The sequence below is a fragment of the Crenobacter cavernae genome, assembly GCF_003355495.1.
Lineage (GTDB): Bacteria > Pseudomonadota > Gammaproteobacteria > Burkholderiales > Chromobacteriaceae > Crenobacter > Crenobacter cavernae.
The window spans coordinates 774528-800293 of record NZ_CP031337.1 but is presented as its reverse complement, the minus strand read 5'-3'; the positions used below and the strand labels follow the sequence as shown (position 1 = coordinate 800293).

Annotated in this window: 27 protein-coding genes and 2 tRNA genes; 8 read left to right on the top strand and 21 right to left on the bottom strand. The window is 66.0% G+C overall.

Annotated elements, in window-relative coordinates; translation table 11 throughout:
* Nucleotides 1-48 precede the first annotated feature (48 nt).
* Nucleotides 49-582 carry a dihydrofolate reductase family protein gene (locus DWG20_RS03955; RefSeq protein ID WP_115432583.1) on the top strand — a complete coding sequence of 178 codons (534 nt, stop codon included), beginning with the start codon at nucleotides 49-51 and terminating at the stop codon, nucleotides 580-582.
* 54 nt (nucleotides 583-636) lie between these two features.
* On the opposite strand, the gene DWG20_RS03950 is transcribed toward DWG20_RS03955, so the two are convergent.
* The 6 genes from DWG20_RS03950 to DWG20_RS03925 form a co-directional block, all read right to left on the bottom strand.
* Nucleotides 637-1230 (bottom strand): hypothetical protein, encoded by a 594-nt coding sequence (locus DWG20_RS03950; RefSeq protein WP_115432582.1) that lies wholly within the window; start codon nucleotides 1228-1230, stop codon nucleotides 637-639.
* 196 nt (nucleotides 1231-1426) lie between these two features.
* Nucleotides 1427-1663, bottom strand: coding sequence for a hypothetical protein (locus DWG20_RS03945; protein ID WP_115432581.1), 237 nt, complete (start codon nucleotides 1661-1663; stop codon nucleotides 1427-1429).
* Nucleotides 1664-1861: 198 nt separating this feature from the next.
* A complete protein-coding gene (locus DWG20_RS03940; RefSeq protein ID WP_115432580.1) occupies nucleotides 1862-2713 on the bottom strand; it encodes a sulfurtransferase in 852 nt (283 codons plus the stop codon).
* A gap of 150 nt (nucleotides 2714-2863) precedes the next feature.
* The gene (locus DWG20_RS03935; protein WP_115432579.1) at nucleotides 2864-3274 is read right to left on the bottom strand and encodes an HIT family protein; all 411 of its coding nucleotides are present in this window, start codon (nucleotides 3272-3274) and stop codon (nucleotides 2864-2866) included.
* 29 nt (nucleotides 3275-3303) lie between these two features.
* On the bottom strand, nucleotides 3304-3867 hold the full coding sequence (locus DWG20_RS03930) for an RBBP9/YdeN family alpha/beta hydrolase (RefSeq protein ID WP_115432578.1): 564 nt from the start codon (nucleotides 3865-3867) through the stop codon (nucleotides 3304-3306).
* Nucleotides 3860-4642, bottom strand: a complete 783-nt coding sequence (locus DWG20_RS03925) for an exodeoxyribonuclease III (RefSeq protein WP_115432577.1) — start codon at nucleotides 4640-4642, stop codon at nucleotides 3860-3862. Before DWG20_RS03925 ends, DWG20_RS03930 begins: the two co-directional genes overlap by 8 nt.
* 62 nt (nucleotides 4643-4704) lie before the next feature.
* Between DWG20_RS03925 and pyrE the strand changes: the two genes are divergently transcribed.
* Both pyrE and DWG20_RS03915 read left to right on the top strand, forming a co-directional pair.
* A complete protein-coding gene (gene pyrE, locus DWG20_RS03920) occupies nucleotides 4705-5349 on the top strand; it encodes an orotate phosphoribosyltransferase (protein ID WP_115432576.1) in 645 nt (214 codons plus the stop codon).
* Entirely contained in the window at nucleotides 5349-5912 is a 564-nt protein-coding gene (locus tag DWG20_RS03915) for a DUF4124 domain-containing protein (protein ID WP_115432575.1), read from the top strand. The genes pyrE and DWG20_RS03915 overlap by 1 nt, the downstream gene beginning before the upstream one ends.
* A 57-nt stretch (nucleotides 5913-5969) precedes the next feature.
* Here the strand turns inward: DWG20_RS03915 and DWG20_RS03910 are convergent, their stop codons facing one another.
* The 3 genes from DWG20_RS03910 to DWG20_RS03900 form a co-directional block, all read right to left on the bottom strand.
* Entirely contained in the window at nucleotides 5970-6299 is a 330-nt protein-coding gene (locus DWG20_RS03910) for a hypothetical protein (RefSeq protein ID WP_147289911.1), read from the bottom strand.
* A gap of 102 nt (nucleotides 6300-6401) precedes the next feature.
* A complete protein-coding gene (gene alr / locus DWG20_RS03905; protein WP_115432573.1) occupies nucleotides 6402-7628 on the bottom strand; it encodes an alanine racemase in 1227 nt (408 codons plus the stop codon).
* A 250-nt stretch (nucleotides 7629-7878) separates the two neighbouring features.
* Nucleotides 7879-8367, bottom strand: coding sequence for a DUF3016 domain-containing protein (locus DWG20_RS03900; RefSeq protein ID WP_115432572.1), 489 nt, complete (start codon nucleotides 8365-8367; stop codon nucleotides 7879-7881).
* 161 nt (nucleotides 8368-8528) lie between these two features.
* Here DWG20_RS03900 and DWG20_RS03895 point away from each other — a divergent pair, with 161 nt between their 5' ends.
* Complete coding sequence (locus DWG20_RS03895; RefSeq protein ID WP_181880968.1) at nucleotides 8529-11018, top strand: diguanylate cyclase domain-containing protein; 2490 nt, start codon at nucleotides 8529-8531, stop codon at nucleotides 11016-11018.
* A gap of 257 nt (nucleotides 11019-11275) precedes the next feature.
* Here the strand turns inward: DWG20_RS03895 and DWG20_RS03890 are convergent, their stop codons facing one another.
* From DWG20_RS03890 to cutA, 11 genes are all read right to left on the bottom strand, one after another.
* Entirely contained in the window at nucleotides 11276-11566 is a 291-nt protein-coding gene (locus DWG20_RS03890) for a DUF6388 family protein (protein ID WP_115432570.1), read from the bottom strand.
* A 370-nt stretch (nucleotides 11567-11936) separates the two neighbouring features.
* The gene (locus DWG20_RS03885) at nucleotides 11937-14141 is read right to left on the bottom strand and encodes a putative bifunctional diguanylate cyclase/phosphodiesterase (RefSeq protein ID WP_115432569.1); all 2205 of its coding nucleotides are present in this window, start codon (nucleotides 14139-14141) and stop codon (nucleotides 11937-11939) included.
* 14 nt (nucleotides 14142-14155) lie between these two features.
* A complete protein-coding gene (locus DWG20_RS03880; protein ID WP_181880967.1) occupies nucleotides 14156-14698 on the bottom strand; it encodes a heme NO-binding domain-containing protein in 543 nt (180 codons plus the stop codon).
* A gap of 236 nt (nucleotides 14699-14934) precedes the next feature.
* Nucleotides 14935-15987 (bottom strand): HD-GYP domain-containing protein, encoded by a 1053-nt coding sequence (locus DWG20_RS03875; protein ID WP_115432567.1) that lies wholly within the window; start codon nucleotides 15985-15987, stop codon nucleotides 14935-14937.
* A 236-nt stretch (nucleotides 15988-16223) separates the two neighbouring features.
* Entirely contained in the window at nucleotides 16224-16664 is a 441-nt protein-coding gene (pgaD, locus tag DWG20_RS03870; RefSeq protein ID WP_115432566.1) for a poly-beta-1,6-N-acetyl-D-glucosamine biosynthesis protein PgaD, read from the bottom strand.
* On the bottom strand, nucleotides 16661-17935 hold the full coding sequence (pgaC, locus tag DWG20_RS03865; protein ID WP_115432565.1) for a poly-beta-1,6-N-acetyl-D-glucosamine synthase: 1275 nt from the start codon (nucleotides 17933-17935) through the stop codon (nucleotides 16661-16663). Before pgaC ends, pgaD begins: the two co-directional genes overlap by 4 nt.
* 15 nt (nucleotides 17936-17950) lie before the next feature.
* On the bottom strand, nucleotides 17951-19681 hold the full coding sequence (gene pgaB / locus DWG20_RS03860) for a poly-beta-1,6-N-acetyl-D-glucosamine N-deacetylase PgaB (RefSeq protein ID WP_115432564.1): 1731 nt from the start codon (nucleotides 19679-19681) through the stop codon (nucleotides 17951-17953).
* Nucleotide 19682: 1 nt separating this feature from the next.
* Complete coding sequence (gene pgaA / locus DWG20_RS03855; RefSeq protein WP_115432563.1) at nucleotides 19683-22109, bottom strand: poly-beta-1,6 N-acetyl-D-glucosamine export porin PgaA; 2427 nt, start codon at nucleotides 22107-22109, stop codon at nucleotides 19683-19685.
* 369 nt (nucleotides 22110-22478) lie between these two features.
* A tRNA-Lys gene (locus DWG20_RS03850) sits at nucleotides 22479-22554 on the bottom strand.
* 15 nt (nucleotides 22555-22569) lie between these two features.
* Nucleotides 22570-22645, bottom strand: a tRNA-Lys gene (locus DWG20_RS03845).
* A 157-nt stretch (nucleotides 22646-22802) separates the two neighbouring features.
* The gene (cutA, locus tag DWG20_RS03840) at nucleotides 22803-23117 is read right to left on the bottom strand and encodes a divalent-cation tolerance protein CutA (protein WP_115432562.1); all 315 of its coding nucleotides are present in this window, start codon (nucleotides 23115-23117) and stop codon (nucleotides 22803-22805) included.
* A gap of 17 nt (nucleotides 23118-23134) precedes the next feature.
* Between cutA and DWG20_RS03835 the strand changes: the two genes are divergently transcribed.
* Nucleotides 23135-23560 carry an FxsA family protein gene (locus tag DWG20_RS03835; RefSeq protein WP_115432561.1) on the top strand — a complete coding sequence of 142 codons (426 nt, stop codon included), beginning with the start codon at nucleotides 23135-23137 and terminating at the stop codon, nucleotides 23558-23560.
* Between the two features lie 6 nt (nucleotides 23561-23566).
* Here DWG20_RS03835 and DWG20_RS03830 read toward each other — a convergent pair whose 3' ends face one another.
* Nucleotides 23567-23905, bottom strand: a complete 339-nt coding sequence (locus DWG20_RS03830; protein ID WP_245944763.1) for a DUF167 domain-containing protein — start codon at nucleotides 23903-23905, stop codon at nucleotides 23567-23569.
* A 39-nt stretch (nucleotides 23906-23944) separates the two neighbouring features.
* On the opposite strand from DWG20_RS03830, the gene DWG20_RS03825 reads away from it, so the two are divergent.
* The 3 genes from DWG20_RS03825 to DWG20_RS03815 all read left to right on the top strand — a co-directional run bounded on the left by DWG20_RS03825 (nucleotide 23945) and on the right by DWG20_RS03815 (nucleotide 25756).
* Nucleotides 23945-24409, top strand: a complete 465-nt coding sequence (locus DWG20_RS03825) for a Dps family protein (protein ID WP_115432560.1) — start codon at nucleotides 23945-23947, stop codon at nucleotides 24407-24409.
* Between the two features lie 84 nt (nucleotides 24410-24493).
* Nucleotides 24494-25366 (top strand): energy transducer TonB, encoded by an 873-nt coding sequence (locus tag DWG20_RS03820; protein WP_115432559.1) that lies wholly within the window; start codon nucleotides 24494-24496, stop codon nucleotides 25364-25366.
* 9 nt (nucleotides 25367-25375) lie between these two features.
* Complete coding sequence (locus DWG20_RS03815; protein ID WP_115432558.1) at nucleotides 25376-25756, top strand: VacJ; 381 nt, start codon at nucleotides 25376-25378, stop codon at nucleotides 25754-25756.
* Nucleotides 25757-25766 lie beyond the last annotated feature (10 nt).

The following is a 25766-nucleotide window of genomic DNA, read 5'->3' as shown; positions in this document are numbered from 1 at the left end:
GGGTTGGCCGAGCCTCGGCCAACCCTGTTTTTCTTTGAAAGGACCGTGATGGCACGTCGATACCTCTACTACGTCGCGGCGAGTCTCGACGGTTTCATCGCCGGCCCCGACGACGCACTCGACTGGCTCGCGTCGGTAGAACGCCCCGGCGAGGACTACGGCTACGCGCGCTTCTATGAGGGCGTCGACGCTGTGGTGATGGGGCGGCGCACCGCCGAGGTGTCGCAGGGCTTCGGCGACTGGCCGTACCCGGGCAAACCTTGCGTGGTGCTCGCGTCGAGGCGGCCGGAGGGTTTGCCCGACGCGGTCGAGTGCGTCGCCGATCTTTCCGGGCTCGAGGAACGGCTCGACGCGGTCGGTGCGCAGAACGTGTGGGTGGTAGGAGGAGGGCGGCTCGCCGCGGCGCTCGCCGACGCGGGGCGACTCGACACGCTGATCGTGTCGCTGATTCCGGTCGCGCTCGGCTCTGGCGTCCCGCTGTTGCCGCTGGCCGGCGCGCCGCTCGCGCTGGAGCTGGAAAAGACCGAGACCTTCGCGAGCGGGCTGGTGCAGCTGGCGTACAAAGTGGGTCGTACGGGGTAGGGGGTGCCGAAAAAGCTGGGCCGAGCCCAGAGGCCCGGCCCAGCTTTGCCGCGATCAGCCCTGCGGCAGCAGCTTCACCGCGACGGCGCGGCGGTAGACCACGTCGAGCGCCGCGCCGGCCTTCAGGTGCTTGAGTCTGGACTTGAGCAGCGGGTCGCGCACCCTGAGCCGTTCGAGCTCGCCGGTGCGGTTGCGCACGGTCACAGTGTGTTTCTTGAGGTCGATCGCGTCGACCGTCACCGCGGTGGTCACGGTGCGCTCGAGCCTCAGGTTCGGCTTGGCCGGGTTGGCGGTCTGGCTAGTCTTCTCTATGACCTGTTTGACGGTCGACGCGTTGCCGGACGCGTTCAGCGTCACCAGCAGCGCCTCGCTGCCGGTGATGCGCACCTTCTGGCCGACCTTGAGCTTGTCGAGGTTCTTCACGTCGTCGCCCACCGCGACCACGCGCTTGTTGCCGGCTTCGTCGCCTAGGGTGACGAGGCGCGTGTTCGGATCGACCGCTTCGACGTTGAACACGGCTTGCTTGACACCGATTTCCAGTACGCCCTTGGGAGCATGCTGCGCCTTGGCCGGCTCGGCGGCGAGGGTGGCGCCGCTGGCGGTCAGCGCGAACAGGACGGCGGTAGCGAGCTTCACGAACTGCGTCATGACAAACACCTTTCTTGGCGGGGTGAAAGCCTTATTGAAGCACGCATTTGTCATAAAAGTGGAGTTGCCATCATTTTTTTGTTGATTTTACTAAACAATACAGTGTCGATTTTATAGTGATGGCGCCGCCGCTCGGTGTGGCCCCAAAAAAACGGCCGGGCTCCGATCGGGGCCCGGCCGGCAATCGCGGCGCGGTTCAGCGCTTGCGGTTCATCTGCAGCACCTTGCCCGCGTAGTCGTCGGCGGCCATGCGCTCCTCGGCGCTTTTCGGAGCGGGCGGCGGCGCCAGCTCCTGGGGCGACACCGCGATCTTGTCGCGTGTGGCGGGCGGTTCGTAGCCCTGGAGTTGCCGGGCATGGGATTCGGAGCTGGCGTCGGCTTGAGCCAGGCCCGCGAAGAGCAGGAGGGTGAGGGCGAATGCGGTTTTCTTCATGATTCTTACCTCATCGGCGAGGCGGGCGCCGAACGGGTCGGCGCGGCCTCGGTGGGAAGATCATGTCGTTCTTTCCGAGCGCTCGGAAACAAACGGCATATCCCCGCCCGTTCGCGATGCGAACGGACGTGGAGGAATAGACAGCCGCCGGCGCCAGAAAATCCCGTCGGTAGCGAGGGCTGGCCGGGCTTGCGGGCTTCAGGCGTCTCCGGTGGCGACCGGGCGCGCCGGGTCGGCGCACCATTCGCTCCACGATCCCGGGTAGAGACGGCTGCCGGCGAGGCCGGCGTGCTCCATCGCCAACAGGTTGTGGCAGGCGGTCACGCCCGAGCCGCACTGGTGCACGATGTCGGTCGCGGGCCGCCCCCCGAGCACCGCCTGCCAGTCGGCGGCGAGCACGCCCGGCAACTTGAAGTGGCCTTCGGCGTCGAGGTTCAGCGCGAACGGACGGTTCAAGGCGCCGGGGATGTGGCCGCCGACCGGGTCCATCGTCTCGTTCTCGCCGCGGAAGCGGTCGGCGGCACGCGCGTCGACGACGGCAAAGCGCGGCGCGTCGAGGTTGGCGAGCACGGCGGCCGCGTCTGCGGTCGGCGCGAGGCTGGCGCGGATCACAAAGCGCGACGGCAGTCGCGCCGCTTTGGCCTCTTCGGCGGAAAGGTCGCCGCCGGCGGTCTGCCAGGCCGGGATGCCGCCGTCGAGCACGGCGACCGCCTCGTGGCCGAGCCAGCGCGCGAGCCACCACAGCCGCGCGGCGAACATGCCGCCGGCGTCGTCGTAGGCGACGATCTGCGTGTCGGGCGCGACGCCGAGCGCGCCTAGGCTCACCGCGAGGCGTTCGGCGTCGGGCAAGGGGTGGCGGCCGTTCTGGCCGGTCTTGGCACCGGACAGGTGGTAGTCGAGGTTGAGGTAGTGCGCGCCGGGAAGGTGGCCGGCGGCGTAGGCGGTGTGACCCCAGTCGGGGTCGGCGAGCTTGAAGCGGCAGTCGACGATCACGACGTCGTCGGCGGGCAGCGCCATCAGTTCGTCGGCGGAAATCAGGGTGCGGTACATGCGGCTCTCCTTGGGTGAAGGGGAGCCGTTTGCCAGCCGTCTTTCGCGGGCGGCTGGCAAGCGGTTCCCAAAGACAGCCTAGCGGGGAAGCGCGCAGCGCGGCAAGGTTGGCCGAGCGCGCTCGGGGCTCGGCCAACCTGGCCAGGTCGCTTACGGCTGGGCCGCGAGCGCCGCGCGAAGGCGTTCGGCGAGATCGGCTACGCCGTGCGCGACGCCGCCGGTCGCCTTCTTCGCCGCCCAGACCGGCGCCGGGAAGTGCGCGTCGTCGGCGAAGCGCGGGATCACGTGCCAGTGCAGGTGCGGCACCACGTTGCCGAGGCTGGCGAGGTTGACCTTGGTCGGGTTCAGCACCGCGCGTTGCGCGGCCTCGACGCGGTACACCCAGTCCATCAGGTGGGCGCGGTCGGCCGGGGCGAGGTCGGTCATTTCCTTGACGTGTGCGCGCCAGATCACGCGGCAGAACGCCGGGTAGTCGGGCTCGTTGTCTGCCAGGATCACGCGCAGGCGGTCGTCGGCGAACAGCTCGATGCCGGGCTCAAAGGTGCACAGTTCGCAGCTCATTTCTTGTCCTTTTAAACGGTTGGCCGAGCCTAGGCGAGCATCAGCGTCTGCAACAGCCGCTGACCGGCCGGCCACGAGCCGTAGCCGGCGGCGGTGTTGATGTGGCCGGCGTCGCCGGCGTCTACCAGCTTCGCGCGCCAGGCGCGGGCGAAGGCTTCGGCGCGCGCGTAGTCGCAGAACGGGTCGCTGCGGCTGGCGACGACGATGGCCGGGAAGGGGAGCGGCAGGCGCGGCAGCGGCGCGAAGCCTTGGGCCGGGATCGCGGCGGTGAAGCCGGCGCGCTCGACATCGGGCGGTGCGACGAGCAGCGCGCCCTTCACGCGGCGGAAGGCGGCGTAGTCGTGGCCGGCGGCCCAGTGCGCGACGGTAGCCACGCCGAGGCTGTGCGCGGCGATGACGACCGGACCGTCGATGTCGGCGAGCAAGGCGTCGAGCGCCGCGACCCAGTGCGCGCGCACCGGCGTTTCCCAGTCGGCCTGCAGGGCGCGGCGGCTGAGCGGGTAGCCGCGCTCCCACAGCGTCTGCCAGTGGTTCGGACCGGAATCCTGCCAGCCGGGCACGATCACCAGCGTGATGTCGTCATCGTCAAGCATCGGCGGTGTCCCGGTAGTCGACGGTCAACGGCGCATGGTCGGAGAACTTCTCGTCCTTGTAGACGTTGGCCGAGCCGGCGCGGCAGGCGAAGCCGGGCGTCGCGATCTGGTAGTCGATGCGCCAGCCGACGTCCTTCGCGTACGCCTGGCCGCGGTTGCTCCACCAGGTGTAGCCGGGGGCGTCCGGGTAAAGGCGGCGCCAGGTGTCGACCCAGCCGACGCGGTGGAACAGGTCGGTCAGCCACGCGCGTTCCTCGGGCAGGAAGCCCGAGTTCTTCATATTCCCTTTCCAGTTCTTCAGGTCGATTTCCTGGTGCGCGATGTTCCAGTCGCCGCAGATCACGATGTCGCGGCCTTCCTCGTACAGCGCCTCCAGCTGCGGCAGGAACACCTCCATGAACGCGAACTTCACCTGCTGGCGCTCGGGCGAGCTCGACCCGGACGGCAGGTACAGCGAGATCACCGTCAGATTGCCAAAGTCGGCCCTGAGGTAACGCCCCTCGGCGTCGAACTCGGGCACGCCGAGGCCTTCCTCGACGCGGTCGGGCGCGGTCTTGCTGTAGAGGCCGACGCCGCTGTAGCCCTTCTTCTCGGCGTAGTGGAAGAAGCCGTGGTAGCCGTCCGGGGCGCGCTGGTGTTCGGCCAGGTCGGCCGCCTGCGCCTTCAGTTCCTGCACGCAGACGACGTCGGCGCCGCTGTTCGCGAGCCACGCAAAAAAGCCTTTTTTGTCGGCCGAACGGATGCCGTTCAGGTTGGCCGAGACGATTCTGAGCAAGGGGGTTCTCCCGTGATATGCTTGCCGCCAGGATTGGCCATCAACAAGCAGTGAGGTAGGTAATGAGCGATTTTCGTCAGGATTTTATTCGTTTTGCCCTGGATAAGCAGGTGCTGAAATTCGGTGAGTTCATCACCAAGTCCGGCCGGAAGTCGCCGTATTTCTTCAACGCCGGCCTGTTCAACGACGGCGACAGCGTCTTGAAGCTGTCGCGCTTCTACGCGCAGGCGATCAACGCCAGCGGCCTTCAGTTCGACATGCTGTTCGGCCCGGCTTACAAGGGCATCATCCTGGCGGCCGCCGCCGGCATGGCCTTGGCCGAGGGCGGCCGCAACCTGCCGTTCGCGTACAACCGCAAGGAAGCGAAGGACCACGGCGAGGGCGGCACGCTGGTCGGCGCGCCGCTCAAAGGCCGCGTGCTGATCGTAGACGACGTGATGACCGCCGGCACCGCGGTGCGCGAATCGGTCAAGCTGATCCGCGACGCGGGCGCGGAACCGGCCGGCGTGGCGATCGCGCTCGACCGGATGGAGCGCGGCACCGGCGCGCTGTCGGCGGTGCAGGAAGTCGAACAGCAGTACGGCCTGCCGGTGGTCGCGATCGCGACGCTCGACGACATCCTCGGCTTCCTCGCCGACAGCCCGGAACTCTCGGCCAACCTTGCGGCGGTCGAAGCCTACCGCGCCGAGTACGGGGTCAAGGCCTGATGCGCCGCGCGTTGCTGTTCGCCGCGACGCTCGCGCTGACGCCGATTATTGCCGAAGCCGGCCTCTACAAGTGGGTCGACGAGAACGGCAAGGTCCAGTACAGCGACAAGCCGCCGCTGCAGCTGCCGCAGCAGGGCATGTCTGAGCTGAACCGCCACGGTCGCGTCACGCGGCAGGCGGAGAGCCCGGCCGAAAGACAGGCGCGGGAGGCGCGCGAGGCGGCGGCCAAGGAAGCCGAGCAGCGCGCGATCGAGGCGCGGCACCACGACCGGGCCTTGCTGGAGAGCTATCGCAGCGCCGCCGACGTCGAGCGCGAGCGCGACCGCAAGCTCGCCGAGAGCGAGGCGGTGCTCAAGACGCTGAGCGCGCAGCGCCAGGCGCAGGCGGCGAAGTTGGCCGAGCTGGCCCGGCAGCCTGCGGCGCAGCAGGCCGGCGCGCGCCAGGAGCTGGCCGCGCTCGACGCGAAGATCGTGCAGCGCCGGCAGGACATGACGCAGATCCGCGCCCGCGCGGCGGCCGACGCCGAAAGGCTGAAAGTGTTGAGGGGGGCGAACACACCCTGACGCGTTCATCTGGGTGCCATCAAAAAAGCCCGCCGTTTGGCGGGCTTTTGCATGGGCCTAGTTGGTGCGTTCCTTGCGCGCCCACGCCGACTTCAACGAGTCGGCGCTGGCCGCCAGCCGGCGGCGTGCGACTTCTTCGGCGCTCTTCGCGGCCGACAGTTCGGATTCGGCGCGGGTGACGGCGTTCTGCGCATCGGCCAGGCGCTGCTGCGCCTGCGTCAGCGCCGACTCGGCCGACTTCAGCCGTAGTGCGGACTGGCCGGACTGGCCGTCGGCCTGCTGATAGGCCATCTGCGCCGCCAGCAGCGCTTCGTCGATGGTCTGCGCGGCGCACAGCGCCGGCAAGCTGAGCAGGGAGGAGGCGAGAAGCCCCGTAATCATTCGCACGATGTGCTCCTGTCTGGAATAGAAAGGGCAGATTATCGCGCCAATCGCGTTGAGTAGGCCACCAGCCCCGGCGCATGACGCCGGGGGATCGCTCGCCGCGGCTTATCGGGCCTTCAGGACCTTAGGGTTGGAGTTGCCCCACACCGTGTACAGGTCGGCCAACAGCGCGCCGTTGAAGTCCTCGAGTTCGGCCTGCGTGATCTCGGCCTTGCCCTGCTTGCCGAACAGCACCACTTCGTCGCCGCTCTTCGCGCCCGGAATGTCGGTCACGTCGACCATCAGCGTGTTCATCGACACCTTGCCGACCACCGGCGCGCGCTGCCCGGCTATCAGCACGCTCGCCTTGTTGGTGAACACGCGGCGGTAGCCGTCCGAATAGCCGACCGGGAGGTTGGCCAAGAGCGAATCGCGCTTCAGCGTGTAGGTGCGGTCGTAGCCGACGGCGTTGCCCGCTGGGTAGCGGTTGACCGAGGCGACGCGGGACTTGAACTGCATCACTCGCTGGTACTCGGTGTGCGACGGCACGGTGTCGCCGAACAGCGCGCCGCCCGGGCGCACCATGTCCATGCGCGCCTCGGGCACTTCGAGCGTCGCGAACGAGTTCGCGCAGTGGACGGTCAGCTTCTTGCGGTCGAGGCGGGCTTCCTTGATCACCCAGTCGACCTCCTCTTTGAACACCGCCAGACCCTTCACCACGTCGTCTTTTTCCTCGACCGGGAAGTGGGTCATGATGCCGGCGATTTTCAGCGACGGCAGCTTGGCGATCGCCAGCGCGTCGGCTTTGCCCGCATCGCTCGACAGCTCCAGGCCGTTGCGGCTGATGCCGGCCGAGTTCAGCGCCAGATGCACGCTGAGCGTGCGGCCGTGACGGCGGGCGATGGCCGAGGCCTGGCGCGCGAAGTCGGCGTTGCCGACCAGTTCTTCCATGTTGTACTTCAGTCCGGCTTCGACTTCCTGCAGCGAGCCGGTGCGCACGCGCATCAGCCGGCCCTTGAAGCCGCTGTCGCGCACCACGCGCGCCTCCTCGTTGCTGGCGATGCCGACGCAGGGCACGCCCATCTTGATCACCGACGGCATCAAGAGGCCGATGCCGTGGCCGTAGGCGTCGGCCTTCAGGATCGCGCAGATCTTCGACTTGCCGTTCAGTTCGGACTGCAGCGTGCGGATATTGTGTTCGAACGCCGCCTTGTCGATCTCGACCCAGGCGTTGCTGGCCGGCGCGGCGGCCTTGACGTGGCCGGCGGTGGCGAGCTCCGGCGCGGCGTGGGCGACGCCGTGAGCGAAGCAGAGCGGGATCGCGAGCGCCAGTACGGTATGGGCAAGGTTCATCAGAATCTCCTCTAGGTCTCGGGCATTTTTTGGGAGTCCGCACGCGGCCGGGTCGCGCCGACAGTGCATGCGGTGCCGGTTGATGGCTCTGGCATGCTAAATGGCGCGGCTCGTCCGTGTCGTTAGCCAGCCGCGACAGAAAGCTTCGGATTCCGGCCTTGCGGGCGGGCGGCGATGACCGGGATGAGGGAAGGGAGCAGAAAGGCCGGTCGATTCGACCGGCCTTCGGGGCGTCATAAGGTCCGAACAGTTAGCCGCGGCAGAAGCGCCGGTCGAACCAGTCGCGCAGCATCGCCTTTTCGTAGGGAAGAGAATTGAGGTCGTTGCGCACGTAAGGGCTGCGCCACAGATAATTCATGTCCGAGACCCGCTCGCGCGCCCGACCCAGGACCCGGCCGTCGCCATCGCGCCACATGTATTCGAGGTCCAGCCTCGGCCACGTGATGTCGCGCATCACCCGGACGTCGTAAGCCGCTGGCCGCCACCATTCGTAGCGCCCGGCGAGGTCGACGTCGAGGACGCGCAGTTCTAGCGTCTCGCCCTCCCTCAGGCAACGTTGGCCGAGGGCCTTGAGATGGCGCTCGAGCGCGTCAAGCGTGCCGCGATCGTAACGATAGCCGTCCTCCGAGCCGTCGGTGTAGCGCTGCGGTTCGACGAACTCGACCGTGACTTCCGCCCGGACGGCCGGCGCCAGCGCGATGAACAGGCCCATGCCTGCGACAAGAGACCGTGCGCTCATGATGGCTCTCCTCCCGGTATGGCGGTTGGACAGAAAATGGCGGCAAAGGTGCGCGGAGGGAAGGCGATGGCGGCGGCGGGGACGATTTATGCGTGTCGCCGGGCCGAGCTGATAATATCGACAGTTCATCCGGAATGAATGCCGTACAGCAAGGTCAAGAGATGGACACGAAGCGTCGACCCGCAAGCAAACAGTCCGCTCCCGATATGGCGGTCCCTAGCCGCACGCAGCCTCTCGGCTGGCTCACCTTGCTCCTGGTCGCCGCTTATATCGGCACGGGCAAGCTGAGTCTATGGCTGGCCATTCCTCCAGGATATGCGTCTGCAATATTCACGCCGGCCGGCATCGCGGTCGCGGCGTCCTTCATGGGGGGGAAGCGCACCCTCCCCGGGATTCTGCTGGGTTCTTTGCTGCTCAACGTCTGGATCGGGTACGAGAGCAGCGATCGGCTGACCGTCCTGGGCTTGAGCGCGGCATGCCTGATCGCGCTGGCGTCGACGCTGCAGGCGGGCGTGGGGGGCTGGTGCCTGCGTAAGGCCGTAGCCTACCCGGCACCGTTCGACAGCGCGCGCGAGGTGCTCTTCTTCCTGTTCCTTTCCCCTGTGATCTGCCTCGTCAGCGCCACGCTGTCGGTATCCTGTCTGGTTGCGCTCGGCGTCATCCCGGCGGGCAGTTTTGCCATGAGCTGGTTTGTCTGGTGGATAGGCGACATGCTGGGCGTGCTGGTCATGTTGCCGCTGGCGCTGGTCGTCGCGGGCGAACCGCGGGCATTGTGGCGGAAAAGGGCGATGACGGTCGCGGTGCCGATGCTGGCGGCCTGTGCCTTGCTCGTCGCCCTCTTCATCAATGTTAGCCGGTGGGAAGAAGGCGATTCGCTCATGGAGTTCCGGGTCCAGTCGCAGCGGCTGGCCAATAATTTCCATCATCGGCTGGAAGAGCAGGCGTCCTTGCTCGAGCAGACCGAAGGCCTGTTCGTCAACGGCGGGAATATCACCCGCGAGAAATTCCGCCGCTTTACCCAAAAGGCGCTGCAGCGCTTTCCGATGATTCAGGCGATCGACTGGGCGCCGCGCGTCGAGGCATCGCAGCGGCAGGCCTTCGAAGCGGCGCAGGGCAGAGACGTTCCCGGCTTTGAAATTCGCGAGCTCGGCGACGGGCACGGCTTCAGGCGCGCGCGGGGGCGGGACTATTTCTATCCGGTCACCTTCACGGAGCCATGGATCGGCAACCAGGCGGTCTCGGGCTTCGATCTGGCGTCGTTGCCGGATCGCCGGGAGGCGATCGGCAAGACGACCCGGACGGGTTCGGTTATCGCCAGCGTGCCGCTCCGGCTGGTGCTGGCGCAGCAGGGGGGATTGCTCCTGCTGCTGAACGTCAAAACGGGCGATGGGCTCGGCGGGGTGGTGCTCGTCGTCCTCCATGTCGCCGACTTCATGGAAAAACTGCTGCCCGGGTCGCAGGCATTGCTGTGCGTCCGGCTGATCGACACGGATGCGCGCCGTACCCTCTACAACAGCTTCTTCATGCCGGACGGCGCCGCGCTGTTCCAGCAGCGCGTGTCATTCGGCGGCCGTCACTACCTGCTGGAAACGGCGCCGAAGCCTTCCTATCTTGCCCAGCATCGCGGATGGCAGGGCTGGGTCGTGCTCGCCGCCGGGACGCTGGGCATAGGGCTGCTGGGGGCGCTGCTGATGCTGGCGAGCGGTCATACCGCCAGGGTCGAAACGCAGGTCAAGGAGCGCACTGAGGCGTTGAAGGAAAGCGAGGCGAGAATCCTCGAGATCGCCTCGGCCTTGGCGGAGGGGGTGTACGTGCTGGACGAAGACGGGCGGATCATATTCACCAATCCCGAAGCCTGCCGGCTGCTGGGCCGGGCCGAGCATGAAATGCTCGGCCAGAAGGCCCATTCCCTGTTCCATTACATGCATGCCGATGGATCGCCGCTGCTTCCCGAAGCCAGCGAAATGCTGAAGGTGTTGCGCTCCGGGCGGCTCCATCGTGGCGAAGAAACCTTCTGGCGCAAGGATGGCCGTCCGCTACCGGTCGAGGCGAGCGCTTCCCCCATCGTCCGGGAGGGGCAGCGCATCGGCGCCGTGGTCGCGTTCAGCGATATTTCCGAGCGTAAACGCCTGGAGGCGACGCTGCAGCGCGAAGCGACCTACGATGCGCTCACCGATCTGCCCAATCGGCGTCTCTTTATGGACCGGTTGCAGCAGGCGATTGATCGGGCCCAGCGCAACGACAAGGCCGGCGCCGTCCTGTTCATGGACCTCGACGGCTTCAAGCAGATCAACGACGCTTACGGCCATGATGTCGGAGACCAGATCCTCCAGTTGTTCGCCCAACGGCTGCAGGCCTCGGTGCGCAAGACCGATACGGTCGCCAGACTGGCGGGCGACGAGTTCACCATCATCCTGGAAGGGCTGAAGGAGCCGTTTAAAGAGGCGGAAGCGCTCGCGAAGAAAATCGTCGCCAATGTCTCCGTGCCGGCCATCGTTTCTACCCATGCCGTATCGATATCGACCAGCATAGGCATCGCCATCTTCACGCCGACCCAAAACCTGTCACCGGATGCGGTGCTGTCCGGCGCGGATGCCGCGATGTATAGGGCGAAGATGGCGGGCAAGAACTGCGTGGCGTGCAAAGGCTGAAGCCCGGCGCTTCGGGCCGTACGGCTTATGGTGGGACGGGAGGGCGCGCACCGCCAAAAAGCAAGTTCCCAGGGCAGACGCGAAGGCATCCCGTCGCCTTGCGAGTCCGGCCCGAGTCCTTATTGAGCAGCGCTAATCCTGCGGCATCGCGGCTCGTGTTTTTATGCGGTGACCGGCTGTTTTTCTGACGGTATTTCCCCGTCCGAAAAGGGGCTCATTCGAGCTTCACCCAATTCAGCGCGAGGTAGTCCTCCCAATCATATCCCAGCGCATCGGCCATTTCCTTGTGGCGGGCGATGCGAAGGCGGTTTCGCTCTACGGGGGTCGTCTACGCCAAATAGGATCTGATACTCGATCATGTCCATGTTTTTTGCCCAGGCCGATCTTTCCATCGTCGTGGCAAGATGATATTGCCGCAGCTGCTCCAGATCCTCTCCCATGAACTCTGCGTAAAACGGCGTAATCGCATAGAGCTCTTTTTGCACATGGGGATTTTCTATCAGGAAGCGCTGCTGCGCCGTCCGGATATCATCTATGGATGCTGGCATAATTTCCTCCGCGCCGAGTGAGGTGAGACCGTGGTTTTTAAGGGGAAGACGGTTCCGTGTGTCGAGGCGAGACGGTTCAGGTTAATGCCTGGTCTATTCAGGAAAAAATCAATGCACTGGAAGAGAAGGCGGTGTCGAGGAACTCGCCTCGTGGTGCCTGAGTGGCATGGAACAGAAAGGCTCCTGCCCCCATCGCTTGCAGCCATGACGGTATGGCCTTCGCGTCCGATACAAGAAATGCTTGTAATAGTTGACTGTAAACATGATGGATCCATCCGCCAAATAAACGTCTTACAGTTTTTCTAGGCCATTGAATCGATGCATGCAAGATGGCTTGATAATGTCGTTTTCTCGAGATTTGGCGCTGCTATTAATCTCTTTGCATCCCCGGCTTTACTCGGCTATCGGCCATTGTCGAATGGACGGCAAGCAAGGCCAGCACCCCTTTTAGCGGCATTGGCCGGGCCAGGAAAAAACCCTGGTAATGGACGACGCCTAGCTCTTGCAGAAGGTGGAATTGCTCGGCGGTTTCCACGCCCTCCGCGACGGTGTGAACGCCAAGAAGCGAGCACAGGTTGACGATGCCAATCAGGAGCCGTTTCGATTTCTCATCCTGGTCCACATCGACCAGGAAGCTACGGTCGATCTTGATGGTGTCGAACGGCAAGCGGCGCAGGTAGCCCAACGACGAGTAGCCCGTCCCGAAGTCGTCCATCGCAATGGGAAAGCCCTTCTCGCGTAGTGCCATGAGACGTTGTACCGGCGTGTCCGAGTCCTGCAGGAAGATCGACTCCGTGACCTCAAGCTCGAGTTGGGCGGGTTCGATGCGATGGGCGCGGCAGGCCTCCTGCAGCACGCTGGCGAGCTGGTCGTCTAGGACCTGCAGCGGCGAAATGTTGACGGCCACAGGAATGGGGTGGCCGTTTTGCGCCAGCGTGGCGGCGTATTGTGCGGCTTTCTGGATCGCCAGCCGGCCGAGTGGTGCCGCCAGGCCGTTTTGCTCCGCAAGCGGAATGAAGAGCGATGGGGAAATCGTTCCGTGCTGCTTGGTATTCCAGCGCGCAAGCAGTTCGGCTCCGACGATCGTGCCCCTGGCGGAAAATTTAGGCTGCAACACGAAATCCAGGCCGTCCTGCTCTACGGCTGCCCGCAACTGGGCAAGAAGCGTCACGCGCCACAGGGCATCGGCGGTCATCGCTTTGTGATAGGCGGCGCAGCGATTCTTGCCTGCGTGCTTGGCTGCATACATGGCGGCGTCGGCATGGCGCAGGATGGTTTCCACATCCTGGCCGTCGTGCGGTGCTAGGGCGATGCCAATGCTGCCGGAAACGCTGATCCCGTGCCCCCGGATTTCCATGCGCTGGCTCAATGTCGAAAGAATGAGCTGCGCGATCTCTTGTGCCCGCTCGGCGGCGCCCTCGATCGCGAGCAACGCGACAAACTCATCGCCTCCCCACCTGGCCAGCATGTCTTTGGGGCCCAGCAGGGTCGGCAGCCGGCGCGCCATGGTCCGCAGCAGTTCGTCACCCGCGTCATGCCCGAGGGAATCGTTGACTTCCTTGAAGCCGTCGAGGTCGAGGAACAAGACGGCCTGAGACTGTTCGGGCGAGATATGCTGCAGGCGGCGGGCGAGCTCCAGCTGGAGGGAGACCCGGTTGGGGAGTTGGGTGAGCGCGTCGAAGTGAGCGATCCGTTCGAGTTCGCTTGCGGCTTGCTTGCGATCCGTGATGTCGCGGATGGTCGCAATCAGGTAGGACGCGGCACCGTCCCCTGCGACGAAGCGGCTCAACGTGACCTCCACCGGGATCTGATCGAGACGGTGCGTGCGAAAGCGGCTTTCGCGTTGCGCATAACCCCTTTGCCCAACCTCGTCGAGCAGCTCGGCCGGCAGCTCGAGATAATGCGACAGGGGCGCGCCCTCGATCGGGTAGGATTCGGCGAGGGCCAGCTGCTGGAAGGCCTTGTTCGCCTCGATGATCTGCCATGTTTCCGAGAGCACGGTCATGGCATCGCGCGAGCTGGCGAAGGCCGAAGCCATCAGGCGGAACGAATGCTCGGCATCGCGGTGGGACGTGATGTCCTTGACGGTTCCGACCACCCTGACGGCCTGCCGGTCGGCGCCCCATTCGACGACCTTGCCCCGGATGCGCAGCCAGCGCCAACCTTCGTCTCCTCGATGGCGTACCGCGATCTCGAGCACATCCGTGGCTCCGGCGACATGCCTCTGCCAACTCACGCGGGCTTTGTCGCGATCTTCGGGATGAAGGCCGCCCATGAATTCGCGGAGCAAGCCGTGGCGTACCGCCGGCGGGCTGTCGGTGTCGGGAAAGGTCCTGACTACATACAGGTCGTGTTCCGCCGACCACTCCCAGATCGATTCGCTGCTTGCCCAAAGCGCCAATTCCAGGAGTCTTTGCGCATGGGAAGAGCGCTGCGATGCCTCGTACAATTCCAGGCTTTTGCTGTTGAGCAACTGCTCGGCGGCCTTGCGCGCCGCACGCTCTCGCAGTAGCCGGCGCTCCAGAACGTCGGGGCCAAGGCCGGGAGGGCTGAGCGTGGTGGAGGGTGGTGGCATGCCACTTATTCCGTTTATTCCGTGAGCGCTACATGAAACAGGGTCGTGTCATCCGCGTCACGGGCTTTGCTTTGGGTAATCGTCAACGGGGTTCCGTAGTGCAGGCCGGTACCCTCGATCAGTCCCAGCGCCAGCGCCTCCATTGAACGCGGCGAGCGATACTGCAAAGTGATCGATTGCGCATCGCGTCCGATGACTTCAATGGTGGGGAGCTGCGAGTCCGGATACAGCTTGCGTACCTCCCGATGAATTTCTGCGTCCACGCAGGCCAGCAAGTCGAACGCATTGACCTTGCTGGCGAAAAAGGCCGGATGGGCCGTGGAAAAGACCTTGAGGAGGTGCCGGCCGAAGGCTTGCACCAGCCCTTCTGCGGGCTCGCCGGTCAGGCGGGCCAAGGCGGCCACGAGCCGGACAATTTCTTCGTGGGGGTAATAGCCCACTGCGGTATAAGAGCCGCCATGCGGGAGCTTTGCGGCCACGAGCATGGCGTCGGCTAGCTCGGACGAGAAGGCGGACTCCACCATTTCCACGAATTCGGTAAATACCATCCCTAGCATGGCTTGTCCTTTCTTGCCGTAGGCGCGACCAGTGCGAGGCCCGCCGGTAGGGGAGGTGCCGGGTTCTGCGGGTATCCAAAGCATGGGGTATCCCCCCCCCGGTTCGTCGTGAAAAATGTCATGTCGATGCATGGGCGATAAAGAGACCGAAGCAGGGCCGGCCATCCGGATTTTTCCCCGGTTCGAACGGGGAACACGAAGCTCATCGAGCCTATGTGCTGTTCACAAGAAAATCGTTATTGCAGGCCCCAGAAGGGCGCGAGCTTGGAAAGGTGGCGCTCATCGACCTTTACTGTGACGCTCTTGGCGATGCGCTGGCCGGGCGTTGCCGAGGCGATCAAATCGTAACGGCTCCGCAGGGTGGCGACTTGAGGTTCATGGAGGTGATCGGTCTGGGCCACGACGATCGCGGTTTCGCCCGACTCGAGCTTTACGAAGCTCCCCGACGGGTACACTCCCAGGGCTTTGACGAGCTGCGTGGTATAGCGCGGATCGAATTTCTCATTGGCATTGGTGTACAACTGGGCGAGGGCCCGTTGAGCGGGTATGCGCGGACGATAGCTGCGCGGCATCAACTTGGCGGTCGTGACGTCCAGCACGTGCAGGAGGTGGGCCAACGGATCGATCTCGTCCCCCTTCAGCCGGAAGGGGTAGCCGTGTCCGTCATGGCGCTCATGATGCATCAGCACGATCCGGTGCAGCCGTTCATCGTCGAGGCCGGCTTCGCGCAACAGTGCGGAACCCACGAAAGGATGAATATCGATCAGCTGGCGCTGGCTGGTGCTGGGCGGCCCTTCTTGCCGGGCCATTTCGTTGTGCAGCGCGATAGAGCCGAGGTTCATCGCCAACGCCGCCAACATCAACACTCGATGTTCTTCCGCGCAGAGTTTGAGCGCATCGGCCAGTTGGCAGGCCAACAAAGCCGTATTGACCGCATGGTGAGCGACATAGTTTTGCCATGGGCACAGCAGGATCGCGGCCACCACGCCATCGCGTGACTGGCGGGCCGACGCGGCGAGCCGTTCGCACAGGAGCGTCAACTGTTCGGCGCGAAGGCGGCCGCCGGCGAAGGTGGGAATCAGCTGGCTGTAGTAACTGACCAGTGCGCTGGTTTCCCACAACGCGAAAGGCGAGCGCTCGGGCAGCTGCGGTTCGGCGCCCGCAGGGTGGGGGGCGATCAGAACTTGACGGAACTTTTTGTCCAGCCGGAAGTGCAGGGCCCCCTCCTGATGCAAGCGGTGTCGCACAAACAGGTTGTCAGGGAGCTCGAGCCTGATATCGTTTCCCATGTGAGTGCCCAGATATCTTCAAACATGTCATTAAGCTAGTCATAAGCGATGCCTTGTGCAAGGTGTGGAACACCCTCATGGCGGAGGCCGGCCGGGCCGGGCCGGCGAGGGCGTAGGCCGGTGCACACCGGCCGGCGGGACGGCGCGCATTCCTTCCCGAAGATCAAAGCCGCTTTGCCCGGCGACCCGCGAAGCACCAGGAAAAGGCCGCCCCTCGGGGCGGCTCGGATCCGGAATCAATGCCGGCTGATCCTGACGATATGGCCGTGATCGGAGTGATGGACGGTGACGATCTGCCGCTGCTGCGTCGCCGCGAGCTCGGCGGGCGGGACGCGGTAGTCGCCGGCGAACTCCTCGAGCGATGCGTCGGGCGCCCGTCGCCTCCTTTCGCGGTTGCGAAAGCGCAGGTAGTTGACGCGCGCCCACAGGATCAGGACGCTGCTGGTCGCGCCGACCACGATCGCGTAGACGAAAAGCAGGTCGAGCAGCTTGTCGACGTCGTTGCGCACCAGCATTTCCCGGTAGAAAAGCTCGATGCCGGCGAGCCACGCCAACAGGCTGAGGAAGGGCAGGCACAGATAGCCCCACGCCAGCCACAGCAGCGCGGTGAGCGAGCGCGCGACGACGCGATGGGTGTGCCCGAGCCGGTGTTCGACGTTGATGATGGTCCTCTTCATGCCCTGACCCCCCTGTCGGGACTCGTCCAGCGGGCCCTCAGCCCCCGGCCGTGCGCGACCGCCTGAGGGAGCGCGACGACGGTCGTGACGATATGGATGGTCCAGAAGACCAGCGGGTACCAGATCATCCAGAAGAAGTTGCGGCCGATCCCGTGGTCGTGGCGGCGGTCGAGACATTTGCTGAGCGTGAACTGCAGCAGGCAGGTCATCCCGAGCACCATTCCGTGCCAGCCCGGGACCAGCGGCGACGAGATCTGCATCCAGCCGATCTGCGGGAACAGCATCCCGGCCAGCCACACCACGACGAGCAGTATCATCACGTACGCCCATACCAGGCTGAACAGGTATTCGGCGTAGATCGGCCACATCCGGCGCTTTTGCCAGCTGCACAGCGCGCCCGCGTTGCGCAGCAGCACCTGCAGCCCGCCCTTGGCCCAGCGCAGGCGCTGCTTCCACAGCCCGCGGAAGGTCTCCGGCATCAGTATCCACGCCTGCGCGTGCGGCTCGAAGCGCACGTCCCAGTGCGCGAGCTGCAGCTTCCAGCTCATGTCGATGTCTTCGGTCAGCACGTCGTCGCTCCAGTACCCCGCCTGCCGGACCGCCGTCTTCCGGAACGCGGCGATCACGCCCGAGATCGTGAACAGCCGGCCGTAGGTGCGCTGCGCGCGCTTGATGATGCCGATGATCGACGAGAACTCGCCGACCTGGACCTTGCCGAACAGGGTCGAGCGGTTGCGGATCCGCGGGTTGCCGGTGACCGCGCCGACGCGCGGGCTGCCGATCAGCTGCCGGACCAGCCACTTGGGCGCGTTGGGTTCGAGCAGCGCGTCGCCGTCGATGCAGACCAGGTGTTCGTGACGCGCCAGCAGGCAGCCGGTGTTCAGCGCGATGGCCTTGCCCTGGTTCTGCGCGAGGTGGACGACGCGCAGCCGCGGTTCGCGCCGGGTGGCTTCGTCGAGCAGGCCGGCGGTGGCGTCGGAGCTGCCGTCGTCGATCGCGATGACCTCGAATTCCGGATAGTCCACCGCCAGCGCGTAGCGCAGCGTCTCCTCGACGCTGTCCTCCTCATTGAAGCACGGGATCAGGATGCTGATCGGCGGATAGTCCAGCTCGGGCAGCGCGTCCAGCGGCGGCTCCTTCCTTTCGTAGTGGAAGTAGTAATGAAGGGCGCCCGCCATCCACAGATAAGCCATGAAAAGCGGGTAATAGAAGGCGTAGCCCAACAGGGCGGCCCATAGCCAGTGCAGCAGGTCAAAGGGAAGCGGAAACATGGTCGCGTTTTCTTGTCATCGTTCGGGCTGGCTGCGCAGCGAGAAGGCCCGCCTCATCACCGCCAGCCGGGGCAGGTCGTTGGCGACGTCGTCGGGGCCGTAGGCGATGTGCCGCGCCCCCAGCAGGTGGAGGGTCGCCACCGCCCGCGCCAGATCGCCGCTGTCAACGGCGCGGCTCGGCAGCGCGAACACGGTTTTTTGCGAAGACCCGGCGGCGGCGAATGCCCGCTCCATCCAGGGCCGGCCGGGGGAGACGGCTGCCTGCGGCTGCAGTTCGACGTAGTCGGCGCGGGACAGCGCCTTGGCGATAGCCTCCGAGAAGCGGAGGGTTTCCCGCTCGTCGTCCAGTTTCCCCGCGTGCAGCGTGACGACGGACTTGAGCTCGGGCTGATACGCCCGCGCGGCGGCGAACAGCTCGCCGGCCAGATCGAACAGTGCGGCCGCGCCGGGCTCGGCCAACCCCGGGCGGGCCGGATCGTCGCTCAGGACGAGGCCGGCGAACCGGGACGAGACGCCGAGGTCCTCGACCAGCTCGCGCGCGGCGCGCCTGTCGCTATCGGAGGGCGACGCGCCGGCCAGCTCGAAGGCCGCCAGCGGCAGCGCCGCGTAGACCTGCACGTGGGCGCGGGTCCTGAGCTGCCAGGCGACGCGGTTGAACAGGTCTGCCTTCACCGCGACGCGCCGGTTCGGGAAGTAGACGGCGTCGGCGCGGCCGTCGCCGTCGCGGTCGGTATCGGCTCGCAGATAGACGGCGCTCGCCCCCATCGCCAGCACCCGGTCGAGCAGTTGGCCGAGCTTCTTTTCCTGGGCGGCCGGGTCCGGGTCGTAGACCTGGTCGAGCGAGACATGCATCGCGCGGGTCCAGGACGCCGCGATGCCGCCGGGTTCGCGCTCGCGGACGAGGATCTCTTCGGCGAAGTCGGTCAGCGTCATGTCGGCGCCGACCAGCACGCGGCTCAACTCGGCCAACGGCGTGTCGGGCTCGTTGATGCCGTTGTTGAGCGTGAGCGTGATCGGCATCCCGTTCTTGCGGGCGATGTCGAGCAGCGGCCGGGTGTAGCTGCCGTAGGGCCAGACCATGACGCGCGGCTTCCTGCCGGTGAGGCGCTCGATCGCGGCGCTGTTGTGAGCCAGGTCGCGGTCGATCCGCTGCAGTTGCGCGGACGGGCTTTCGTAGCCCCGTCCATCGTAGCCGAGCGCCGTCGCCGCCGGCTGCTGGTTGCCCTGCGGGTTGGCCGTGATGCCGCGGTGCAGTTCGTAGCTGTGGCTCGCGAACTCGATCAGGCCGCTCTGTTGCATCTCCCGGATCTCGCCGGGCAGCAAGAAGCCTTCGCGCGCGAGCTTAGTGTCCTTGACCGTGTGGCCCATCGGCGCGTCGAGCCAGCCGCCGACCAGCGAGACCACCGCCGGCGCCTTGTAGAGCTTGAGGATGGGGAAGACGTGCTTGTACACGCTGCGGTAGCCGTCGTCGAAACTGAGCAGCACCGCCTTGTCGGGAAGCGGGCGGCGGCCTTCGCGGTCGGCGAGCACGTCGTCGATGCCGACGAAGCTGTAGCCGCGGGCGCGCAGCCATTCGAGCTGGTTGACGAGGCCGCGCGTGTCGACGGCAAAGGGGTCGGTCGCGCCCTCATTGTGAACGACTTCGTGGTAACACAGGGCGATGAATTTTGACGCCGCCTGCGCCGGCGCGAAACACGCGAGGCCCAGCGCGGCGATCAGGCCGATTTTCCAGGGTCGGATGGTCATCTCAGAAGCGCCAGTCGAAGTTGAAATAGAGGCGGTTGGCCACGTCGCTGTCGCCGTCGTAGGGATGAACGGTGTGGGCGATGCCGTAGCGCAGGCCCGCCCTCGACGCCCAGCGCCATTCCTGTTCGTAGAAGGCGGCCGAAGCCGGTTTTCCGCCGTAGCCTTCCTGCCGGTAGTGGGCCGCGTAGAGGCCGAGCCGGTGCCGGAAGCTGGCGTCGTAGCGGCGCCAGAGCAGCCCCTCCTGCAGCACGGTCAGCCCGACCTCGCCGTCCTTGCGCGGGTTGAAGTAGCCCACGCCGGTCGCGCCGCGGTTCCTGCTCGCGCCGACCGACAGGACGGTGTCCAGCGTATAGCTCGGTCCGACGAGCCAGCGTTCCGTCCACGAGCCGCCGATGCGCTCGCGCAGGTTTCCGTCGGAGAGGTCGAGCGCGGAAACGGCGGCGTCGAAACGGCGATGGTCGTCGACCCGGTAGGCGAATTCGGCGGCGAGGCGGTTGCCGTCGACACCGTCCCGACGCGCCCGCATCGGGACCTGGTCGCTGTCGTGCTCGTAGCGCAGGCCGGCGCTGAACCGGTCGTCGAAGCTGCGGGTCGCAGCGACGAAGCCGCCGCCACCGTTCCGGCCGCCGGTCAGCGCGCCCTCGGCCGACCATGCGGGGCCTCGGTATTCGGCGCCGAGGCCGACCGTGTCGCGCCGTGAGCGCCCGCCGCCGACGAAGTCGGCGCGCGAGCTGTAGGAGCGGGCGAAAGCCCGCCAGTGGGACGCGATCGGCGCGCTGTAAAGCCGGGTCTCCACGCCCCAGCCGCCGTCGTCTCCCTCGCCGCGGCTGCCGGATAGCTCGCGTTCGGCATCGATGACCAGCTGCGGGCGCCGGCTCCATTTCCAGCGTTCAAGCAACTTGCGCGTCGACGGGCTTTCCGGCGCGAGCGCGGCGACGTCGGCGACGAGCAGAGGCACGTCCGCGTAGCGGTGGCTGTCCAGATGGGCGGCCGCCAATCCGCGCTTGGCTTCGACCGCGCGCGGATCGTCGACCAGCCGGCGCCCGAAGATGTCCGCCGCCGCGCGCGGGTGGCCGCGCATCAGCTCGAGTTCGCCGTCATCCTGACGCAATTCGCCGTTGAAGGGGGCGTCTTCGAGCAGCGCGTCGAGCCGGCCCCTCGCCGAGCGGGTTCGGCCGACGTAGGCGTCGAACATCGCGCTAAGCAGCCTCACCTGCTGATAAGCGGGGTTGAAGCGGTTCTGGCCGCTGGGCGCGTCGTAGCGGATGCGCTGCACGTCCTGCTCGAGCGACTCGAGCTCGGCACGCGCCTCGTCGGGCTGCTCGGCTTCCAGATGCGCGTAGACGAGGGTGATGCGCCAGTCGATCGGGACGTCCCTGCGCGGCGTGCCGTCCATCGCCTGCCTTGAGAGGCGGATCGCTTCGAGCGGCTGCTCTTCGGCGAGATAGGCGCTAGCCGCCGCCGCCAGCGCGTAACGGGGCTGGGCGTCGTCGGCGTGCTGTCGATGAAGAGCGATGGCGTCGCGATAGCGGGCGCGCTGTTCGAGTGCGACCAGGCGGTCCGCGACGGCGGTTCGCCTGGCCGCTAGGTCGCCCGGCAGCAGGCCGAGCCCGGCCTGTTCGTTGCTGGCCAGCGCGAGATCGGTCATCCGGAACCGGTTTTCGCCGACCTCGAGCCGCGTCTCGCTCTTGCCCCAGCGGGTTTCGATGGCGGCCTTGTCCAGCAGCATGCGGTTGTAGAGGGCCGGCGCCGCGATATCGCGCTGCTTCAGATAGGCGTACGCCTCGTGGGGGGCGCCGATGCGCACGAGCAGCGAAGCGTAGGACCTGGCCAGCTCGGGGTCGTCAGGATGCCTGGCGAGCAGGGCCTGCATTTCCGTGAGGGCGGCCGTGTGCTCGTCGGACATCGCGAGCAGATAGCTTCGTGCGCGGTCCAGCGCGAGCGCATCCGCCGCACCGGCCGCGGTGGCCGCGTCGAGAACCGCCATCCCTTCGCTTTTCCTGCCGGCCTCGGCCAACGTCATCGCGAGCCCGGCGCTCGCGGACGCGGTCGCCTGTTTCCGTAGCGAGGTCCGGTACAGCGATTCGGCCGCCTCGTAATGGCCGCGGTCGCGCTGATGGCGCGCAAGAATATTGAGCGCGCCGGGGCCGAGCATGTAGGCAGGGTAGCGGCCTTCGGCCAGCGCCACGGCCTCGTCGTCCCGCCCGGCCCAGACGAGCAGCGTCAGATAATCGTCGACCAGCGGCTGTTGCAGCGTCCCCGCCCGATGGAGCGGCTCCAGTATTCGAAGTGCCGAGGCCGGAGCCCCGTCGCGCGCCGAACGAATGGCCTGGACGTAGTCGGCTCGTTTCCATAGTGGAACGGAATGAGCCGGTAGCGCCGCGCAGAGAAGCGCGACCGCCACTCCATTTAAAATCAACGAATTCATGTTAAGTGATTGATCGTTATGTCTTTTCTATCGTGCAAGGCCCGGCGGAATGGCTTGAATCGTTTCTGTTGCTTAAACGTCATGTGTAAACAATTTAAAAAATGTTAACACTCAAAATTCTTATGGTATATACCAATACACTTTATATTGTGAATAGTGTATATATTTCACGTATTTGCATGGTTCCATGGGGCTTCGGCCCGGGCCGGCGAAGTCGCTTTGCTGGAGGCGGGAGGGCGGGTGGTTGCGAAACGACGCGGGAGCCAGGGGCGTGAGCAGGGCGCGCCGATGACGGGGGAAGGAAGGGTTGCGCTCCGGTCAGACGACAAAAAGCCCGGTCTGATTGACCGGGCTTCTGCTTGAATCTCTTGGTGGGTCGTGCGGGGCTCGAACCTGCGACAAACGGATTAAAAGTCCGCTGCTCTACCAACTGAGCTAACGACCCCCTTGGGGGTTCTCGTGGTGGGTCGTGCGGGGCTCGAACCTGCGACAAACGGATTAAAAGTCCGCTGCTCTACCAACTGAGCTAACGACCCGCGAGAGAACGCAACTATAAAGACAGCCCCCGGGGCTGTCAATCCTTTTTCGGCAGGTTTCGACGCGATTGCCGCCGATAATCCGTAAACTTCTGTTTTAAAAGGGACTTGAGGAAGGCGCGTTTCGTCCCCATTTTCATCTTTCGCGCCGCGGCTTTCAGGCGATGCTGTCGGCGAGCCATGCTAGATAAGCCGGCAAGCCGGCCGAAAGCGGCAGCGCGACGATTTCCGGCACCTCGTACGGGTGCAGCTCGGCCAACCTCGCTTCGAGCGCCGGGTAGCGTTCGGCGGTGGTCTTGATCAGCATCGGGACTTCGCTTGCGGTTTCGACGCGGCCTTGCCAGCGGTAGACCGAGCGGCACGGCGCCAACAGGTTCACGCAGGCGGCGAGGCGCTCGCCGACCAGCGTCTCGGCGAGGCGGCTTGCGGTGGCCTCGTCGGGCGCGTTACACAATACGATCCATTCATTCATCGGGAAGCTCCTTCATCATGCGCGGTCTCTTGTGGCTGATTCTTCTTTATCCCCTGGCGGAGATCGTTTCGCTGATCATGCTGACCGACAAGTTCGGCGGCGGGCCGGTTCTGCTGTGGCTGATCGCAAGCGCGCTCTTGGGCTTCGTGCTGTTGCGCAACCAGAAGCTGGCGATGCTGCTTTCCGCCGGCGCGCTCCTGCGCAGCGGCGGCGAAGTCTCGCTCTACAGCCTGCTGTGGCCGGTGCGCACGCTGCTCGCCGGCGTGTTGCTGATCATCCCCGGCCCGATCAGCGACCTGATCGCGCTGCTGCTGCTGTTGCCGCTGAAGGGGCCGAGCGTGCGCATGCCGAACCGGCCGCCGGCGGCAGGCCCCGACGACGTGATCGACGGCGAATTCCGCCGCGTCGACGATCCGGCCGATCCGGGTCGCCGCCTGCACTGATCGTCATTAGCGCCGGGGCGGCTTCAGGAAGACGGGAGCCCCAGGCGCCTTGCCAGCTCGGGGTAGTCGAGGTCGGTGTCGAGCGCGAGCCGCTTGTGCCGGCTCTTGTCGCCGGCGAGAAGACGCACCGAGCGCGTCGGCGAGCCAGGCGACGAGCGCCGCGTTGGCCTTGCCCTCCACCGGCGGGGCCGCTAGCCTCAATTTGAGCGAGCCGTCATATTCGCCGGCCCATTCGGTTTTCTTCGCGCCGGGCTGCACGTAAAGCGCGAGTTCGACGTGGTCGGCGGCGCGGCGGTACCAGGGTTTCATCGGTGAGTGCAGTTCGTTGGATTCGTTCGCGCGCATTGTGGCAGCGTCGTCTGCCGCCATTCAAGGAGATCAGGCATGGATATCGGCATTTCCACGCAAGACCGAGCAGAGATCGCCCAGGGCCTGTCGCGCCTGTTGGCCGACACCTACACCTTGTACCTGAAGACGCATCAGTTCCACTGGAACGTCACCGGCCCGCAGTTCCGCACGCTGCACCTGATGTTCGAAGAGCAGTACAACGAGCTGTGGCTGGCGGTCGACCTGATCGCCGAGCGCATCCGCACCCTCGGCCACCCGGCGCCGGGCACCTACGGCCAGTTCGCCAAGCTGACCGCGATCACGGAGGCAGACGGCGTGCCGGCCGCTGACGAGATGGTCGCCCAACTGATCGAAGGCCACGAAACCGTGTGCCGCACCGCGCGTTCGCTGTTCGAGCTGGTCGAGCGGAGCCACGACGAGCCCTCGGCCGACCTCCTGACCCAGCGCCTGCAGGTGCATGAAAAAGCCGCGTGGATGCTGCGCAGCCTGCTCGAATCCTGATCGTCGCAGCGGGCCCGTCCGCACAGGGTCAAGCGTAATCGGCGCGTGCTACACTGGCCGACAACGCTTGGCTTTTCTTCGCCCATGAGCCTCCCCCTTCACCGAACGCCGCCCCCGCTGTCGCAGACCGTTCTCGCCGGTGCTGTCGTCGTGTCGGCGCTGGTCCACCTTGCCCTGCTGCTGGTGACGAATCTGCCGTGGCTGCGCGTACCCATGCCGCCGGCCGCCCAGACGCTGTCCGTGACCCTGCTCGCGCCGCGGGCGGCTTCAATGCCCGTCGCGCCGCCGGCCGAAAAACCGGCAGAAGCCCCGCCGGCCAGGTCCGAAAGCCCGCGCGAAGCGCCGCGGCGCAAGACGCCCGCGCCGGTGGCCGAGCCTGCAAGACCGGCCCGGAACCCGGCCCCGCCGCCAGGCGAGGGCGGCGAGACGAAGAGCCCGCCGCCAAGAGCGCATCGGCCGGCGCTTCCCTCCCCTGACGAAGGGCCTTCCTCGCCCGCGCTGTCGGGCGACCGCTACGGTCTCCTGGCGCAGGCGCGCTTGCTCGCGCGCGGCGTCGGTGGCGCGGCCGAGGCGGGTGAAGAGACGCCTCAGGCTGGCGGCAGGGTCAAAGCGGTGTACGGGGTGTCGGCGAAAGGCGTCGACTGGGCGCGCTATATCGAAGACTGGCGGCTGAAGGTCGAGCGCGTCGGTTACCTGAATTATCCGGAAGAGGCGCGCCGCCAGCAACTGACCGGCGGGCCGCTGCTGACCGTGCTGATCAACGCCGACGGCAGCCTGCGCTCGGTGCGCGTCCGCCGCGGCTCCGGCCAGCCGGTGCTCGACGAGGCGGCCAGGAACATCGTCAAGCTCGCCGCGCCGTTCGCGCCTTTTCCGCCGGCGCTCGCCGAGCGCTTCGGCTCGCTAGAAATCACCCGCAGGTGGACGTTTACCACCGACAACCGGCTCTCGGGCCAGTAAGGATTTCCCATGTACGAAGTCAACCGCAGTGTCGCGCTGTTGCGCCCGAAGGCGCCGTTTATCGACTGGCTCGAGTCGCTGCCCGGCGACGTCGACGGCCTGCCCTCGCTGGACGAACTGAGGGGCGACTGCAACGCGCTCCTGATTCCGGCCGCCGACGACTACGCGAGCGCCGAGGACTTCGTGCGTGTGCACTACCGCGCGCTGTTCGCCGCCGAGCTCGCCGACTGGTGCGACGACGAGGCGCTGTGGCCGGCGCCGCTGACGCAGCCGCTTTTCACCGAATGGTTCGAGGTGGAGATCCATTCGGTGCTGACCGACCTGGTCGACGCCGCGCTCGAGCGGGAGCCATTCATCCCGCTCGACATGGGTGAACCGCGCGGCGGATAACACCACCGTT

What these genes read in the sequence shown, in the direction of transcription:
- DWG20_RS03955 (WP_115432583.1), top strand. Translation starts at nt 49, where the DNA reads ATGGCACGTCGATACCTCTACTACGTCGCGGCGAGTCTCGACGGTTTC.
- DWG20_RS03950 (WP_115432582.1), bottom strand. Translation starts at nt 1,230, where the DNA reads ATGACGCAGTTCGTGAAGCTCGCTACCGCCGTCCTGTTCGCGCTGACC.
- DWG20_RS03945 (WP_115432581.1), bottom strand. Translation starts at nt 1,663, where the DNA reads ATGAAGAAAACCGCATTCGCCCTCACCCTCCTGCTCTTCGCGGGCCTG.
- DWG20_RS03940 (WP_115432580.1), bottom strand. Translation starts at nt 2,713, where the DNA reads ATGTACCGCACCCTGATTTCCGCCGACGAACTGATGGCGCTGCCCGCC.
- DWG20_RS03935 (WP_115432579.1), bottom strand. Translation starts at nt 3,274, where the DNA reads ATGAGCTGCGAACTGTGCACCTTTGAGCCCGGCATCGAGCTGTTCGCC.
- DWG20_RS03930 (WP_115432578.1), bottom strand. Translation starts at nt 3,867, where the DNA reads ATGCTTGACGATGACGACATCACGCTGGTGATCGTGCCCGGCTGGCAG.
- pyrE (WP_115432576.1), top strand. Translation starts at nt 4,705, where the DNA reads ATGAGCGATTTTCGTCAGGATTTTATTCGTTTTGCCCTGGATAAGCAG.
- DWG20_RS03915 (WP_115432575.1), top strand. Translation starts at nt 5,349, where the DNA reads ATGCGCCGCGCGTTGCTGTTCGCCGCGACGCTCGCGCTGACGCCGATT.
- alr (WP_115432573.1), bottom strand. Translation starts at nt 7,628, where the DNA reads ATGAACCTTGCCCATACCGTACTGGCGCTCGCGATCCCGCTCTGCTTC.
- DWG20_RS03900 (WP_115432572.1), bottom strand. Translation starts at nt 8,367, where the DNA reads ATGAGCGCACGGTCTCTTGTCGCAGGCATGGGCCTGTTCATCGCGCTG.
- DWG20_RS03895 (WP_181880968.1), top strand. Translation starts at nt 8,529, where the DNA reads ATGGACACGAAGCGTCGACCCGCAAGCAAACAGTCCGCTCCCGATATG.
- DWG20_RS03890 (WP_115432570.1), bottom strand. Translation starts at nt 11,566, where the DNA reads ATGCCAGCATCCATAGATGATATCCGGACGGCGCAGCAGCGCTTCCTG.
- DWG20_RS03885 (WP_115432569.1), bottom strand. Translation starts at nt 14,141, where the DNA reads ATGCCACCACCCTCCACCACGCTCAGCCCTCCCGGCCTTGGCCCCGAC.
- DWG20_RS03880 (WP_181880967.1), bottom strand. Translation starts at nt 14,698, where the DNA reads ATGCTAGGGATGGTATTTACCGAATTCGTGGAAATGGTGGAGTCCGCC.
- DWG20_RS03875 (WP_115432567.1), bottom strand. Translation starts at nt 15,987, where the DNA reads ATGGGAAACGATATCAGGCTCGAGCTCCCTGACAACCTGTTTGTGCGA.
- pgaD (WP_115432566.1), bottom strand. Translation starts at nt 16,664, where the DNA reads ATGAAGAGGACCATCATCAACGTCGAACACCGGCTCGGGCACACCCAT.
- pgaC (WP_115432565.1), bottom strand. Translation starts at nt 17,935, where the DNA reads ATGTTTCCGCTTCCCTTTGACCTGCTGCACTGGCTATGGGCCGCCCTG.
- pgaB (WP_115432564.1), bottom strand. Translation starts at nt 19,681, where the DNA reads ATGACCATCCGACCCTGGAAAATCGGCCTGATCGCCGCGCTGGGCCTC.
- pgaA (WP_115432563.1), bottom strand. Translation starts at nt 22,109, where the DNA reads ATGAATTCGTTGATTTTAAATGGAGTGGCGGTCGCGCTTCTCTGCGCG.
- cutA (WP_115432562.1), bottom strand. Translation starts at nt 23,117, where the DNA reads ATGAATGAATGGATCGTATTGTGTAACGCGCCCGACGAGGCCACCGCA.
- DWG20_RS03835 (WP_115432561.1), top strand. Translation starts at nt 23,135, where the DNA reads ATGCGCGGTCTCTTGTGGCTGATTCTTCTTTATCCCCTGGCGGAGATC.
- DWG20_RS03830 (WP_245944763.1), bottom strand. Translation starts at nt 23,905, where the DNA reads ATGCGCGCGAACGAATCCAACGAACTGCACTCACCGATGAAACCCTGG.
- DWG20_RS03825 (WP_115432560.1), top strand. Translation starts at nt 23,945, where the DNA reads ATGGATATCGGCATTTCCACGCAAGACCGAGCAGAGATCGCCCAGGGC.
- DWG20_RS03820 (WP_115432559.1), top strand. Translation starts at nt 24,494, where the DNA reads ATGAGCCTCCCCCTTCACCGAACGCCGCCCCCGCTGTCGCAGACCGTT.
- DWG20_RS03815 (WP_115432558.1), top strand. Translation starts at nt 25,376, where the DNA reads ATGTACGAAGTCAACCGCAGTGTCGCGCTGTTGCGCCCGAAGGCGCCG.